Origin of the sequence: Sphingopyxis sp. Geo25 (assembly GCF_949769135.1) — a bacterium.
GTDB lineage: Bacteria > Pseudomonadota > Alphaproteobacteria > Sphingomonadales > Sphingomonadaceae > Sphingopyxis.
The window spans coordinates 79,669-94,108 of record NZ_CATKOZ010000005.1; the positions used below are offsets into that span (position 1 = coordinate 79,669).

14 protein-coding genes are annotated in these 14,440 nt (G+C 66.0%); 5 read left to right on the forward strand and 9 right to left on the reverse strand.

The features are described from left to right. Window positions 1-46: 46 nt before the first annotated feature. Window positions 47-442: a DOPA 4,5-dioxygenase family protein gene (locus QOL68_RS14035; protein ID WP_282949836.1), complete on the forward strand. Its 396-nt coding sequence runs from the start codon at window positions 47-49 to the stop codon at window positions 440-442. Here the strand turns inward: QOL68_RS14035 and QOL68_RS14040 are convergent. The 3 genes from QOL68_RS14040 to QOL68_RS14050 form a co-directional block, all read right to left on the reverse strand. Further along, window positions 439-1,554, reverse strand: a complete 1,116-nt coding sequence (locus QOL68_RS14040) for an ATP phosphoribosyltransferase regulatory subunit (protein ID WP_282949835.1) — start codon at window positions 1,552-1,554, stop codon at window positions 439-441. The genes QOL68_RS14035 and QOL68_RS14040 overlap by 4 nt on opposite strands. A 199-nt stretch (window positions 1,555-1,753) precedes the next feature. Then, complete coding sequence (serA, locus tag QOL68_RS14045; protein WP_282949834.1) at window positions 1,754-3,340, reverse strand: phosphoglycerate dehydrogenase; 1,587 nt, start codon at window positions 3,338-3,340, stop codon at window positions 1,754-1,756. Between the two features lie 86 nt (window positions 3,341-3,426). Continuing rightward, window positions 3,427-4,554 (reverse strand): phosphoserine transaminase, encoded by a 1,128-nt coding sequence (locus tag QOL68_RS14050; protein ID WP_282949833.1) that lies wholly within the window; start codon window positions 4,552-4,554, stop codon window positions 3,427-3,429. A gap of 172 nt (window positions 4,555-4,726) precedes the next feature. Here QOL68_RS14050 and QOL68_RS14055 point away from each other — a divergent pair, with 172 nt between their 5' ends. Further along, the gene (locus tag QOL68_RS14055) at window positions 4,727-5,428 is read left to right on the forward strand and encodes an extensin family protein (RefSeq protein WP_282949832.1); all 702 of its coding nucleotides are present in this window, start codon (window positions 4,727-4,729) and stop codon (window positions 5,426-5,428) included. A 46-nt stretch (window positions 5,429-5,474) separates the two neighbouring features. After that, a complete protein-coding gene (locus QOL68_RS14060) occupies window positions 5,475-6,347 on the forward strand; it encodes an LOG family protein (RefSeq protein ID WP_204993684.1) in 873 nt (290 codons plus the stop codon). 36 nt (window positions 6,348-6,383) lie between these two features. On the opposite strand, the gene QOL68_RS14065 is transcribed toward QOL68_RS14060, so the two are convergent. After that, window positions 6,384-6,818 (reverse strand): c-type cytochrome, encoded by a 435-nt coding sequence (locus tag QOL68_RS14065; protein ID WP_282949831.1) that lies wholly within the window; start codon window positions 6,816-6,818, stop codon window positions 6,384-6,386. Next, the gene (locus QOL68_RS14070) at window positions 6,818-7,465 is read right to left on the reverse strand and encodes a c-type cytochrome (protein ID WP_282949830.1); all 648 of its coding nucleotides are present in this window, start codon (window positions 7,463-7,465) and stop codon (window positions 6,818-6,820) included. The genes QOL68_RS14065 and QOL68_RS14070 overlap by 1 nt, the downstream gene beginning before the upstream one ends. 167 nt (window positions 7,466-7,632) lie before the next feature. Here QOL68_RS14070 and QOL68_RS14075 point away from each other — a divergent pair, with 167 nt between their 5' ends. Further along, a complete protein-coding gene (locus QOL68_RS14075; protein ID WP_058455428.1) occupies window positions 7,633-8,523 on the forward strand; it encodes a prephenate dehydratase in 891 nt (296 codons plus the stop codon). Between the two features lie 20 nt (window positions 8,524-8,543). Here QOL68_RS14075 and QOL68_RS14080 read toward each other — a convergent pair whose 3' ends face one another. Next, window positions 8,544-9,215, reverse strand: coding sequence for a CDP-alcohol phosphatidyltransferase family protein (locus QOL68_RS14080; RefSeq protein WP_058455427.1), 672 nt, complete (start codon window positions 9,213-9,215; stop codon window positions 8,544-8,546). A 194-nt stretch (window positions 9,216-9,409) separates the two neighbouring features. On the opposite strand from QOL68_RS14080, the gene QOL68_RS14085 reads away from it, so the two are divergent. Beyond that, window positions 9,410-10,033: a DUF805 domain-containing protein gene (locus tag QOL68_RS14085; protein ID WP_058455426.1), complete on the forward strand. Its 624-nt coding sequence runs from the start codon at window positions 9,410-9,412 to the stop codon at window positions 10,031-10,033. A 7-nt stretch (window positions 10,034-10,040) separates the two neighbouring features. Here the strand turns inward: QOL68_RS14085 and QOL68_RS14090 are convergent, their stop codons facing one another. Genes QOL68_RS14090 through QOL68_RS14100 form a run of 3 tightly spaced genes read right to left on the reverse strand, consistent with a single transcriptional unit; the run spans window position 10,041 to window position 14,406 of the window. Continuing rightward, the gene (locus tag QOL68_RS14090) at window positions 10,041-10,544 is read right to left on the reverse strand and encodes a hypothetical protein (protein WP_058455425.1); all 504 of its coding nucleotides are present in this window, start codon (window positions 10,542-10,544) and stop codon (window positions 10,041-10,043) included. Beyond that, a complete protein-coding gene (gene polA, locus QOL68_RS14095; RefSeq protein WP_058455424.1) occupies window positions 10,541-13,354 on the reverse strand; it encodes a DNA polymerase I in 2,814 nt (937 codons plus the stop codon). Before polA ends, QOL68_RS14090 begins: the two co-directional genes overlap by 4 nt. 32 nt (window positions 13,355-13,386) lie before the next feature. Beyond that, entirely contained in the window at window positions 13,387-14,406 is a 1,020-nt protein-coding gene (locus QOL68_RS14100) for an alpha/beta hydrolase (protein ID WP_058800334.1), read from the reverse strand. Between the last annotated feature and the right edge of the window lie 34 nt (window positions 14,407-14,440).

Here is a 14,440-nt window from a genome sequence, read left to right on the forward strand (position 1 = left end):
TTTTCCTTCAAATGACGCACCCAGGGTCAAGCCCGAGATGACACAAGTGGAAAGCGATGCCGAGATGACGAACCCCGACGCGCCCTATCATGCGCATATCTATTACGACCCCGCCGAGCGGTCGGCGGCGGTCGCGCTCCGCGATGCGTTCGGCGCGGATCCGGCGATCCTGTTCGTCGGCGCGCTGACCGATGGCGCGGCGGGGCCGCATCCGATCGCGCAATATGAGGTGCACTTCCTGGCCAGCTATCGGCCTGCGGTGGTCGCGGCGATCGAGGCGACGGGACTGCGCGCGCTTGTTCATCCGCTGACCGACGACGATCTCGCCGACCACACCAGCCTTGCGCACTGGATCGGCGAGCCGGTCGAGCTCGACGTGACCGTGCTCGATCCACCCGGTGTGAACCAGGGGATTCCGCGTTTCGGGATTTCGGATTTCTAGACTTCGACGGGCCCGTCGGGGCCGAGCGTGAAGCCGCAGCCGAGGCGTGCGGCGTCCTCGCTGTCGGTCAGCGCTGCGACCGTCTGCCAGCCGTCGGCGCGCAGGCTTGTTGCCAGCGCGGGATCGTGGCCGAGGGGCAGGAAGATGCGGCGTTCGGCCTCATCCTCGGCGCCGAGGCCGTCGTCGATCAGCGGGTCGGGGTAGAGCGAGAAGCCGACCGCGGGCTCTTCCTGTTCGTCGCCGACCGGGATGGCATAGCCGCCGCCGCGGCCGATCGCGTCGCCCTGGCCGGGGACGAAGATCTGGAAGCCGAACCAGCTTTGATAGGCAAAGCCGTGGCGTTCGGTCGGGTCGAGAGTGAGCGCGACGCGATCGCGCACCGGCGCTGCGATCGCTTCGAGCGCGTCGATGCGGGCGCTGAGCACGCCCGATACGTCGACGGCGCGCAGATCGGCGATTGCCTGATCGAACGGCCCGGTAGCGCGGAGCAGCGGCAGATAGGCGGCGGCGCCGATGCGGGTCAGCGCCCCGGCGTCCTTGGCATCGAGCTCATCGCGCAGTTGCTGGATATCGGTATCGACGGGCAGCGGGCCGTTCGCGAGCAGATCGACGACATCGGGCAGGGTGAAATCGATCGTCACCGGGCCGATGCCCGCCGCCTCCAACGCGTCGATCGCGACGCCGACGATCTCGCGCGCCGCGGCGACGCTGTCGCTGCCGATCAATTCGGCGCCGACTTGCAGCATTTCGCGCGCCGGGCGGAGCTGGCTCGCGCGCAGTTTGACGATCTGGCCGGCATAGCAGAGGCGCAATGGGCGCGGGGCACCCGCGAGCAGTGAGGTGGCGATTCGCCCGACCTGCCGGGTGATGTCGGGACGCAGCGCGAGGGTACGCTGCGACACCGGATCGGTGAAGCGCAGCAGGTCGCGGGTGGTGCGATCATCATCGCCGCCCAGCGTCTCCCGAAACTCGGCCAGCGGCGGCGATACGCGGCCATAACCATGCGCGCGCATCGCATCGACGAGCGCGCGGGTGACACGCGATGCTGCCTCGGCCTGTTGGGGGAGGCGATCGCGAAGGCCTTCGGGCAGCAGGGCAGGGGTACGAGGCATGGTGGGGCCTTAGAAGTCTAAGGGCGGACGATCAATCAAATCTCCCCTCCCGCAGGCGGGAGGGGCAACGAGGCTCGCCAGCTTGCTGGCTAGCCGCAGTGGGGTGGGCAACGACGTTTCAGTGGCCCACCCCGCTACGACTAGGAAACAAGCTTCCAAGTCTCGCTGCCCCTCCCGCAAGCGGGAGGGAGACTTAAGCTCAGAACTTCAAACCCTTCACCGTCTTCACGCCGGGCAGCTGGCAGAGCTGCCACAAGAGCGGTTCCGGCATCGGCGAGTCGAGACTGAGCAGCAGCACCGCTTCGCCGCCCGCGGCGCGGCGGCCGAGGTGGAAGGTGCCGATGTTGAGGCCCGCTTCGCCGAGCGCGGTGCCGATGCGGCCGATGAAGCCGGGCGCATCCTCGTTGACGATGTAGAGCATGTGACCGTCGAGGTCGGCTTCGACCTTGATCCCGAACATCTCGACCAGGCGCGGGTCGCCGTTGCTGAACAGCGTGCCCGCGACCGAGCGGTCGCCCGCTTCGGTGGCGACGGTGACGCGGACGAGCGTGTGATAATCGCCGTCGCGGTCGTGCCGCACTTCGCGGACGTCGAGCCCGCGCTCGCGGGCGAGGTGCGGGGCGTTGACCATGTTCACCGCGTCCGAATAGCGGCGCATCAGGCCGGTCAGCACCGCGGCGGTGATCGGCTTGAGGTTGAGCTCGGCCGCAGCGCCCTCGACCTCGACCGAGATGGTGGTGAGGTTGTCGTGCGCGAGCTGGCCGACGAGGCTGCCGAGCTTTTCGGCGAGGCTCATATAGGGGCGCAGCTTAGGCGCCTCCTCGGCCGATAGGCTCGGGACGTTGAGCGCGTTGGTGATCCCGCCGGTGAGGAGGTAATCGCTGATCTGCTCGGCGACCTGGATGGCGACATTGACCTGCGCCTCGTCGGTCGAGGCACCGAGGTGCGGGGTGCAGATGAAGTTCGGGGTACCGAACAGCGGGTGATCGGCCGGAGGCGGCTCGGTCGCGAACACGTCGAGCGCCGCGCCCGCGACATGGCCGCTGTCGAGCGCGTCCTTGAGCGCCGCCTCGTCGATCAGGCCGCCGCGTGCGCAGTTGATGATGCGGACACCCCTCTTTGCCTTGGCAATATTCTCGGCCGACAGGATGTTACGCGTCTGATCGGTCAGCGGCGTGTGCAACGTGATGAAATCGGCCTTGGCGAGCAGCGTGTCGAGATCGGCCTTTTCGACGCCGAGCTCGATCGCGCGCTCAGGCGTCAGGAAGGGGTCGAAGGCGACGACCTTCATGCGGAGGCCCAGCGCACGCTCGGCAACGATGCTCCCGATGTTGCCGCAGCCGATCAGGCCGAGCGTCTTCGAGGTCAGCTCGACGCCCATGAAGTCGTTCTTCGGCCATTTGCCCGCCTGCGTCAGCGCGTTCGCTTCGGGGATCTGGCGGGAGAGCGCGAACATCATCGCGATCGCATGTTCGGCCGTAGTGATGCTGTTGCCGAAGGGCGTATTCATCACGATGACCCCCTGCTTCGACGCCGAGGGGATATCGACATTGTCGACGCCGATCCCGGCGCGGCCGACGACCTTGAGGTTCGTCGCCGCGGCCAGAACGTCGGCGGTGACCTTGGTGGCCGAGCGGATCGCGAGGCCGTCATAGGCGCCGATCATCGCGATCAGCTCGTCCTTGGTCTTGCCGGTGATGACGTCGACGTCGATGCCGCGTTCCTTGAAGATCGTGGCGGCCTTGGGGTCCATCTTGTCGGAAATCAGAACTTTGGGAGCGGTCATGTCATTTTCTCCGTCATCCCAGCGAAAGCTGGGATCGTTGGGAATGGGGATGATCGATGGCGGTCCCAGCTTTCGCTGGGACGACGTTATGCGTTGAGCGAGGCGTAGGCCCAGTCGAGCCACGGCCCGAGCGCTTCGATATCGGCGGTGTCGACGGTCGCGCCGCACCAGATGCGAAGGCCCGGAGGGGCGTCGCGGTAGCCCGCGATGTCATAGGCCGCGCCTTCGGCTTCGAGCAGACCGCCGAACGTCTTGATGAAGCCCTCGTCGGCGCCTGCAACCGACAGGCAGACCGAGGTCTTCGACCGGCTGGCAGGATCGGCGGCGAGGTGGCTGAGCCAGTCGCGATCGGCGACGATCTTGTCCAGCGCCGCGGCATTCGCATCGCTACGCGCCTTGAGGCCGTCGAGACCGCCGAGCGACTTCGCCCATTCGAGCGCGAAGATCGCGTCCTCGACCGCGAGCATCGACGGGGTGTTGATGGTCTCGCCCTTGAACACGCCCTCGGCGAGCGCGCCCTTGCTGACGAGGCGGAAGACCTTGGGCAGCGGCCAGGCGGGGGTGTAATTCTGAAGCCGCTCGACCGCGCGGGGGCCGAGGATCAGCACGCCATGGCCGCCTTCGCCGCCGAGCACTTTCTGCCAGCTGAAGGTCGCGACGTCGATCTTCTCCCACGGCAGGTCGTAGGCGAATACGGCCGAGGTGGCGTCGGCGAAGCTCAGCCCTTCGCGGTCGTCGGCGATCCAGTCGCCGTTCGGGACGCGGACGCCGCTGGTGGTGCCGTTCCAGGTGAAGAGGACGTCGTTCGACCAGTCGACCTGCGTCAGGTCGGGAAGCTCGCCATAGTCGGCGCGGATGACGGTGGGGTCGAGCTTGAGCTGCTTCGCGGCATCGGTGACCCAGCCCTCGCCGAAGCTCTCCCAAGCGAGCGTCGTGACGGGCCGCTGCCCAAGCATCGTCCACATCGCCATTTCGAAGGCGCCGGTGTCGCTGCCCGGAACGATGCCGATGCGGTGCGTGTCGGGGAGCTGCAGCATCTCGCGCATCAGGTCGATGCAATAGGCGAGGCGTGTCTTGCCGATCTTGGCGCGATGCGAGCGACCGAGCGATTCGGTGGCGAGTTTGTCGGGGGACCAGACCGGCGGCTTGGCGCACGGACCGGAGGAAAAGAAAGGACGCGCAGGCCTTGCCTGCGGTTTACGCACGTCAGTCATGTCATACTCTCCTCACAGAGAGCTCGCGCGGCGTTGGGACCGCGTGGCCCGGCGCCGCGTTTAGGGATGGACGCGCAACTGTCAAACAAAATGCGCGAGCCGGGCGAAATTTTCGATGAGCCGAGGGCGGGGGTTAGCGATTTGTTAACCATATTCGTTACAGATTGGCGCCATGGCATTCCCTGCTTTCCTTCGGCCTCGGGTGCTTGTCGCGGCGACTGCTGCCCTGGCGCTTTCGGCCTGTTTCGGCGCGCCGGACGTGATGAAACAGGGGGGCGGGAAGCGTACGGGCGCCAATGCGCCGCAGCGGCCGCAAGTTACCGGAACGCCGTCCTTCACCAGCCCGGAGGCGAGGCAATGCGCCTTCGACCTCAAGCAGGCGGGGGTGCGATTTACACCGCTGCCGAACGCGGACCATGGCGGCGGATGCAGCTCGATCGATTCGGTGAAGCTGCTCGACATCGGCACGCCGGTCACCAACCTGGGCCCGATGACCTGTCCGCTAGCCAAGAATTTTGCGGCGTGGGCGCGCTATGCGGTGAAGCCGGCGGGGCGCCAGTTCTTCGGGCAGGATGTCGTGAAGATCGAGACCTATGGCACCTACAGCTGTCGCAACATCTATGGCGGCCGGTCGGGACGGATCTCGCAGCACGCCTATTCGAACGCGATCGACGTCGCAGGTTTCGTGCTCGCCGACGGGCGCCGCATCATGCTCGACGGGGGCTGGAACGGCGATCAGGCATCGCGCGATTTCCTGCGCGCGCTGCACAAGTCGGCGTGCCGCCGTTTCGGGACCGTGCTGAGCCCCGATTACAACGCAGCGCACTACAATCATTTCCACATGGACATGAGCGGCAACGGATACTGCCGATAAGGCGCCTGACTTGGCAAAGTCACGCGAAACGGCTAGCCGTCCGCCAATGACAAAAGACAAGCAACCCCATCGTTCGCGCTTCCACAAGGCCAAGGATGACGCCCAGTTCGCCAAGCAGGCGACGACCACCCCGCAGACCGCCGACCCGGCTTACAAGCTGGCCTTCCAGGACACCGACTTCCTGCTGCGCGAGGATCTGCGTCCCGTCCGCTTCCAGCTCGAGCTCCTGAAGCCCGAACTGCTCCTCGACGAGGCCGGGATCGAGTCGACGCTGGTCATCTATGGCTCCGCGCGCATCCCCGAGCCTGCCGAAGCCGACGCGCTCGAAGCCGCGGCGACCGACGACATCCAGCGCAACATCGCGCGGCGCCTGAAGGCCAAGGCCAAATATTACGACGAAGCGCGCAGCCTCGCGCGGATCGCGAGCCAAGTGCCGTGCGACGAGGAAGGCTGCCGCCATTTCGTCGTCTGCTCGGGTGGCGGTCCGTCGATCATGGAGGCCGCGAACCGCGGCGCCGCCGACGAGGGTCGCGAGTCGATCGGGCTCAACATCGTGTTGCCGCACGAGCAGGCGCCGAACCGCTATGTCACGCCGTCGCTGAGCTTCCAGTTCCACTATTTCGCGCTCAGGAAGATGCACTTCCTGCTCCGCGCGCGCGCGGTCGCCGTGTTCCCCGGCGGTTTCGGCACCTTCGACGAGATGTTCGAGCTGCTGACCTTGATCCAGACGGGCAAGATCAAGCCGATCCCTATCGTCCTGTTCGGCAAGGGATTCTGGCAGCGCGTCGTCAATTTCGACGCGCTGGTCGAAGAAGGCGTGGTGAGCGCACGCGACCTTAACCTATTCAAATTCGTCGAGACGGCGGACGAAGCCTGGGCGATCATCCAGGACTTCTACGCGAATATCGAACATCACTGATCTAACGACCCTCCCTGCCGCGCAGGGAGGATCGTATTATTTCGACTGCGCTTCCAGATACAGGATCAGCGCCTTGCGATCGGATGCGTCGATGACGCCCGCGAACGCCATGCGCGTGCCCGGGGCGTATTTCATTGGGCTTTCAAGGAACCGGTCGAGGTGCGCGGCGTCCCAGGTGCCGCCTTTCGCCTTCAGGGCCGACGAATAGGAGAAGCCCTCATGCGCCGCAACCGCGCGGCCGACGACGCCGTGGAGGTTGGGGCCGATACCGTTGGCGCCACCCTTGTCGATCGTGTGGCACGCGACGCATCGCTTGAAGACCTGCTCGCCCATCGCGGCGGTCGGCTCGACCGCGGGTGCGGCGGTTTCGGCAGAAGCCGTTTCGGGGCTTGACGTGTCGGCGGGCGGTTCGCTCTTGCCGCAGCCGGCAAGCAGCAACGCGCCCGCCAGCAGGACGGGCGCGAGGCGCATTATTTCTTGGCTTCGGCCGGAGCAGCGGGCGCGCCTTCGGCACCCTTGGCGGCGTCGGCGGGAGCCGCGGCCTTGTCGGCGCCTGCAGCCGGGGCAGCGGCCGCGTCGGTAGCGGGAGCGGCTTCGGCCGCGGGCAGCGGCAGGTTCGAACCCTGGGCGTTGAGATAGACGATCAGGTTCGCGCGGTCTTCCGGGTTCGACAGGCCCGCGAACGACATCTTGGTGCCGTTGGCGAACTTGCGCGGGCTGGTCAGCCAATGGTCCATCTTTTCGAAGTCCCAGGTGCCGCCGACATTCTTGAGCGCGTCTGAAAAGGCGAAGCCCGCCTTGCCCTGGCCGATCGGTTCACCCATCGTCGCATAGAGGTTGGGGCCGATGCCGTTGGCACCGCCCTGATTGATCGTGTGGCACGCCGCGCACTTGGCGAACACCGCCTCACCCTTTGCGACATCGGCCGCAGCGAGCAGGTTGGGGAGCGGAACAGCCGACGCGCCGCCGCCTTCGCCGCCCTCGGCATCCTCGATCGGATAGCCGGGCTTGTGGGGATCGTGGCTGGCAAACAACATGCCCGAGCCGATCGTCAGGCCCAGTGCGCAAATACCGGCGAACAATACCCAGCCGGCAATAGTGTTGTTGCGATTGTCCATGCTTGCAGCCCCGTTCGCTGGCGCCCGCCCTTGAGCGCGTGATATGATTTGGTCGCTCCCTTACTGGGGCATGATGCGCGGCGCAAGGGGATGAAATCGCACGCAGCGCCGGTTGCGCGCGCTGCCATGCCTCGCTATGCGCCGCGGCGCAGTTGGGAAGGGCGGTCATGGGTAGCTACACGGCATCGGCGCAGCATCTGGTGGACGAAATGAAGGCGGCGGCGCTCGCCGATCCGGCGCGCGGGCTGGCCTTTCAGGGAGCGCCCGGTGCGAACAGCGACCTTGCCGCGCGCGAATATGACGCGAATTCTCTCCCGCTGCCCTGCTATTCGTTCGAGGATGCGATCGAGGCGGTGCTGGGCGGTAGCGTCGACCGCGCGATCATCCCGATCGAGAACAGCCTGCACGGCCGCGTCGCCGACATCCACTTCCTGCTCCCCGAATCCGGCCTCTATATCGTCGGCGAGCATTTCCTGCCGATCCGCTACGGTCTGATGAGCCGCGACCTCGGTCCCGTGACCCGCGCGATGAGCCACGAGCAGGCGCTTGGACAGTGCCGGAAATGGTTGCGCGCCAACAATATCTCTCCGATCGCGCACAGCGATACCGCGGGCGCCGCCGCATGGGTCGCCGACAGCGACGAAGTTGGGCTCGCCGCTCTGGCGCCGCCGCACGCCGCCGAACTGTACGGGCTGACGTTGCACGGGACCGGAATGGAGGATGCGGATCACAATATGACGCGCTTCGTCGTTCTGGCGCGGGAACCGCTGGCCGAACCGCCGGCGGGCATGCCGCTGATGACCACCTTCGTATTCGAGGTGAAAAATATTCCCGCTGCGCTTTACAAGGCGCTTGGCGGCTTCGCGACGAACGGGGTCAACATGACCAAGCTCGAAAGCTATCAGGTCGGCGGTAGCTTCGCCGCGACGAAATTCTATGCCGACATCGTCGGCGCGCCGGGCGACGAGCGCATCGACCGCGCGCTCGAGGAGCTCGACTTCCAGACGAAATCGCTGCGCCTGCTCGGCACTTATCCCCAAGCGCGCCTGCGGCCCTAGGGTACTGACCCTAGGGCTTTCTAGACTCCGCGTTTGCGGAGCATGTGGGCGGTCGCGAGGCTCTGGACCACGAACAGCGTCACGAGGATGCTCGCGACGACCAGCGCGAACAGGTCGAAGGCCGAGAAGCTGCTGCCAAGAACTTTGTGTCCCCCGATAAGCGGCATCGCGACCGTCATCGCCATCAGCATCAGCCGCAATTCGGTCGGCCCCCCGGCCATATAGGACAGGCGGAACTCGCCGACGACCTTCGCGGCGAGGAAGGTGTGGATCGACAACAGGAAATAGCCGATCACCGCCATCAGCGCGACGTCGAGCCGCATGTAGGGGCTTGCGCCGATCGCGCCGATCATCAGCAGCGTGCCAACGGCGTCGACGCTGTGGTCGAGGAAATAGCCGTAAGCGGGGCGCTCGATTCGCCGCCAGCGGGCAAGGCTGCCGTCGAGCGAATCGCCAAACCAGTTGACGACATAGCCGATCAGCGAAAGCACAAGCCACTCACCCTCGATCCAGCTCAGCATATAGCCGGCGGCGACGAGCAGCGCACCCGCGAAACCGAGCGCGGTGAGCTGGTCGGGGGTGACCCAATGGGGCAGGCGGGGACAGATCCAGTTAAGCAGGCGGCGTTCGCTGCGCGCGAGGATATTCTGCTGAATGCGGGTCGGCGCAGTCGCCGCCGGGGTCGTCGTCATGAAAGCCTTTCGTCGCTGCTGTCGCAAAAGTGCCAGCGGGATGTCATCGCGCTGTCATAGATGGTGCGGGGCAAGTGGGGAAGAGGCGGCGGGCCTCTTTGACGCAATAGCAGGCCTTTTACCGCCAATTCGGGGCGGTTGGGCGATTGGCACCTGTCCGCGCGGTCGATAGACTGTCGCGGAAGTGGGGGGATATGGCGGACTTTTCGGTTGGACGGATTTCGCGGCGCGGGTTCGGACGGCTGTTCAGCGCGTACGGCCGCGACAGCCGGATGGATTTCTGGATTTTCGTCGCGCTCGTGTTCGGCCCGTTGATCGTCCTGCAGTTCGCGATGCAGATCGTGCTGGCCTTTCCATCGATGGACGTTCTTGCGGCGAACGCGCCAGGCGATGCCGAGGCGAGCCGCGCGATGTTCGAGAGCCAGATGAAGGGCATGGTCAGCGCGGCCTACGCCAGTATCGGCATCTTCCTGATCGGGGCGCTGCTGCTGCTCTCGGCGACGGCGCGCCGGTTGCACGATCGCGCGCGCGCGGGCTGGTGGGCGCTGATCCTGCCGTTCGGCCTGTTCGCGACGGGGCTGGGGCAGGCGCGCCGCACGGCCGAGGCGGCCGAGCGGTTACCGGCGCTCATGGAAAAAATGGAACGTCAGCCCGGCAATCCGGCGTCGATGATCGATTGGGTGGCGCAGGCGAACGCGTCGACGCACGGCCCCGATTGGCCGGCGATCGTCGGCGGGCTGCTGCTTGCCTGGTTGGCGATCGAGCTGGCGCGCGCCGGGACCGACGGTCCCAATCGCTTCGGCCCAGCGCCTGAATGAAGCCCGGCTAATCCTGCCAGGGGCCGATTTCGCCGATGTCCCCGATAGTGCGATAACGGACGGCGCCGTCGACCCACGCGACCTCCCACATCGGCGCTGGGCGAGCCCATTCGCCGATCACGAACAGCGGCAGGCGGTTTGCGACGACAAAGGCGAGGTCGTCGGCAGTCGGGCCGGGCACGACGGTTTCCGACCGCTGGTGCAGGCGGATGACAGCCAGGGTGCCCTCGGGCGGCGGCCGAAGCGGCTGCTTGACCGGAAAGCCGAAGCTGCCCGCGATCGATGGATAGCCCTTCGCGTCGCGGACAATCAGCAACACCTTGTCGGCAGTGGGATAGGGGCCGCCGACCGGACGCCCGGCGACCTTGCGCCCCGCGACCGCAGCATATTCGCGGATATCCGCGTCGGCGATCGCGGGGGGAGCGGTTTCGGTTGCCGCCGCAGCCGAGGCCGCGATCGTTGGACCGCCTTCAAGCGCGGCGATCAGCAGGAGGATAGGGGCCGCGATCAATGCGCTTCGCCCCAGCTCTTGCCGATGCCGATCTCGACCTCCAGCGGGACCGAGAGCGTCAGCACCGGCTCGGCGGCGCCCATCATGACGCGGCGAATGACGTCGCCCGCGGCTTCGGCTTTGTCCTCGGGCGCCTCGAAGACGAGTTCGTCGTGGACCTGCAACAGCATCTTGACGTCGGCGAGGCCGGCGTCCGCCAGCGCCTTCGGCATCCGTGCCATCGCGCGCTTGATCAGGTCGGCGCTGGTGCCCTGAATGGGCGCGTTGATCGCGGCGCGCTCGCTGCCCGCGCGTTCGTTCTGGTTCGGCGCCTTGATGCGCGGGAACCAGGTCTTCCGCCCGAACAGTGTCTCGGTGTAGCCGCGCGCCCGCGCCGTTTCGAGCGTGTCGGTGATATAGTCCGAGATGCCGGGGAAGCGCTCGAAATAGCGGCTGATCAGCGCCTGCGCCTCGTCGGGCGTGATTTCGAGGCGGTTCGCGAGGCCCCAGCGCGAAATGCCGTAGAGGATCGAGAAATTGACCGTCTTCGCCTTGCCGCGCGTGTCGCGGTTGACCTCTCCGAACAGTTCGATCGCGGTCGCCGAATGAATATCCTGCCCCTGGGCGAAGGCCTGTTTGAGTTCGGGAACATCGGCCATGTGCGCAGCCAGGCGGAGTTCGATTTGGCTATAGTCGGCCGCGATCAGCACCTTGCCCGGAGCAGCGATGAAGGCGTCCCGAATCTGGCGGCCGATTTCGGTGCGGATCGGGATATTCTGCAGATTCGGATCGGTCGACGACAGTCGCCCGGTCTGCGCTCCGACGAGGCTGTAACTGGTGTGCACGCGTCCGGTCTTCGCGTTGATCTGCTGTTGCAGCGCGTCGGTATAGGTGGATTTGAGCTTCGCGAGTTGGCGCCATTCGAGGATCAGCCTCGCGATCGGCACCCCGTCGCGTTCGAGCCGTTCGAGTTCGCTCTGGTCGGTCGACCAATCGCCCGATTTGCCCTTGCGCCCGCCCTTGAGCCCGAGCTTGTCGAACAGGATTTCGCCGAGTTGCTTCGGGCTTCCGATCGTGAATGGCTGACCCGCGAGTGCGTGAATCTCGCCTTCCATACGCAGCATCTCGCTTGCGAATTCAGCCGACAGCTTCGCCAGATAGTCGCGGTTCACGGTGATGCCGACGCGCTCCATCCCCTCGACGATGGCGGCAAGCGGGCGATCGACCATTTCATAGACGCGCGTCCCGCCTTCGAGCGGCAGGCGGAGTTTCAGCAGCTTCCAAAGCCGCCACGCGACCTCGGCATCCTCGGCGGCATATTGGGTCGCCCGGTCGAGCGGCACCTCGGCAAAGCTGATCTGCGACTTGCCGGCGCCGCACACTTCCTTGAACGACAGGCAGACATGGTCGAGGTGCAGCTTCGACAATTCGTCGAGGCCATGACCGTGCTTGCCCGCGTCGAGTGCGAAGCTCATCACCATCGTATCGTCATAGGGCGCGACGGTCAGCCCATGCTGCGCCAGCACGCCGATGTCATATTTGAGGTTGTGCCCGACCTTGAGCACTGCATCGTCGGCGAACAGCGCGCCGAGCCGTGCGAGCGCTTCCTTCATGGGAATTTGCTCGGGCTTTTCGGCAAACATGTCGGTGCCTCCGTGGCCGAGCGGGATGTAGCAGGCCTTGCCGGCGCTGGTCGACAGGCTGACCCCGACGAGGTCGCCGGTGACGCTGTCGAGGCTTGCCGTCTCGGTGTCGATCGCAACGACATGCGCGGCGCGCGCCTCCGCGATCCAGCGGTCGAGCGCATCGAGCGTCGCCACCGTTTCATAGAGCGCACGGTCGATCGCCGGCCACGCGGGCAGGGTGGGCGTCGACGGAACGGCGAGAGCCGCGGGCGCAACCTTCGCGTTCGCGCGCGGCAACGTCGGCGGCCCGCTTGGCGTCGCGCCATTGTCGAGTTTGGCCGAGAGCGAGCGGAACCCATGCTCGTCGAGGAAGGCTTTCAGCGGCGCGGGCGGGATTGCGCCGAGCTTCAGCGAATCGAGCGGATCGGGCAGCGGCACGTCGCGCTTGAGGTCGACGAGGATGCGCGACAGTTCAGCCATGCCGCGGTGCTCGATCAGATTGTCGCGAAGCTTGCTGGCCTTCATCGTCCCGGCGCCGTCGAGCGCGGCGGTGAGGTTGCCATATTCCTGGATCAGCTTGGTCGCCGTCTTCGGTCCCACACCGCGCACGCCGGGGACGTTATCGACGCTGTCGCCCATCAGCGCGAGCACGTCGCCGACAAGGTCGGGGGAGACGCCGAACTTCTCGTCGACCGCCGCCAGCCCGAGGCGGACATTCTTCATCGTGTCGAGCATGTCGACGTGCGGGCCGCCGGCGGGTTCGCGGATCAGCTGCATCAGATCCTTGTCCGAGGACACGATGGTAACGTCCCAGCCCTCGCGCACCGCGGCTTCGGCGTAGCTGGCGATCAGGTCGTCGGCCTCGAACCCCTCCATCTCGATGCACGGCAGCGAGAAGGCGCGGGTCGCGTCGCGGATCAGCGGGAATTGCGGGCGCAGATCCTCGGGCGGTTCGGGGCGGTTCGCCTTATACTGGTCGTAAATCTCGTTGCGAAACGACTGGCTGCTATGGTCGAGGATGACCGCAAGGTGCGTCGGCCCGTCGGCGTCGTGCAGGTCCTTCGCGAGCTTCCACAGCATCGTCGTATAGCCATAGACCGCGCCGACCGGCACGCCGCTCGGGTTCGTCAGCGGCGGCAGGCGGTGATAGGCGCGGAAGATGTAGCTGGAGCCATCGACCAGATAGAGATGATTCTTCTCGGACATGGCGGCGGTGTAGCAGCGGCGGCGCGGGCGGCCTAGCGTGATGGTCCCGCTTTCTTCTCTGTCACGCGGCGCGCGAAGGCGACGGTGCGCTCGAAGGCCTGCCGGCCCGCCGGGCTGTCGAGATCGAACTGATATTCGTGGCCGAGAGCGGGCGAATAATCCGCAGGAAAGAATAGCGGATCGGTTATCGCTCCCGCGGCTTTCAGCCGATTGGCGAGCCTTTTCGACTGGCCGAGGAGCGGGTCGGCATTGCCGGCGGTGATAAAGACGGGCGGGAAATCCTTTGTCACATGATCGGGGACAGCCATCAGGCGGAACGCCGGGTCGCTCATCGCGTCACGCTTGCCGCCGTAGGCCCAGACGACCGCGCGCAGAAAGGGGCCGAGTTTGCCGTCGAGATTGAGCATCGTCACGTCGTGCGCGCCGCAAAACAGGATCGCGCCCTTGATCCGATCGGGCCCGACCGAAGGGGAAATGCCTACGGCCTTGGCATAAGCGGGGTTGGTGGCCAGCGCCGCCACCTGCGCCGCAATCTGGGCCCCGGCGCTGTCGCCGCCGATCAGGACGCGGTCGGGATCGATGCCGTAACGCGCCGCATTGGCGACGATATAGCCTAGCGCCTTGTTCGTCTGGCGTATCGGGGTCGGGTAATGCGCCTCGGGCGCGATCGTATAGTCGACCGTCACGGTGACGAAGCCCCGGGCTGCCAGAATCTTCAGATATTCGGCGACGATATGGCGATTACCCGAAACGAAACCGCCGCCGTGAATCCAGATGATCGCGGGTTGGGACGCCGCTGCACCTCTCTGGCGAAAGACATCGAGCAGCGCGTCGGGATCGGACGGGTCATAGCGGACGGCGCCCGTCGTCTCGATATTGGCTGGGACTTTCGGGAGCAGCTTTGCGCTCGCTGCATCCGATCCTGAATCGAACAGGGCGCGGATCGCCCAGATCGCAGGCTGCGGCGTCACGTAAGAAACGGTCAACCACAATAATGCGGCGACCGCGACCAACAGCGCGACGATGCGAACCAGCCACCGGAGCATAGCCATCCTCCGGCGCCGTCATAGCGCCGATCGGCGGAAT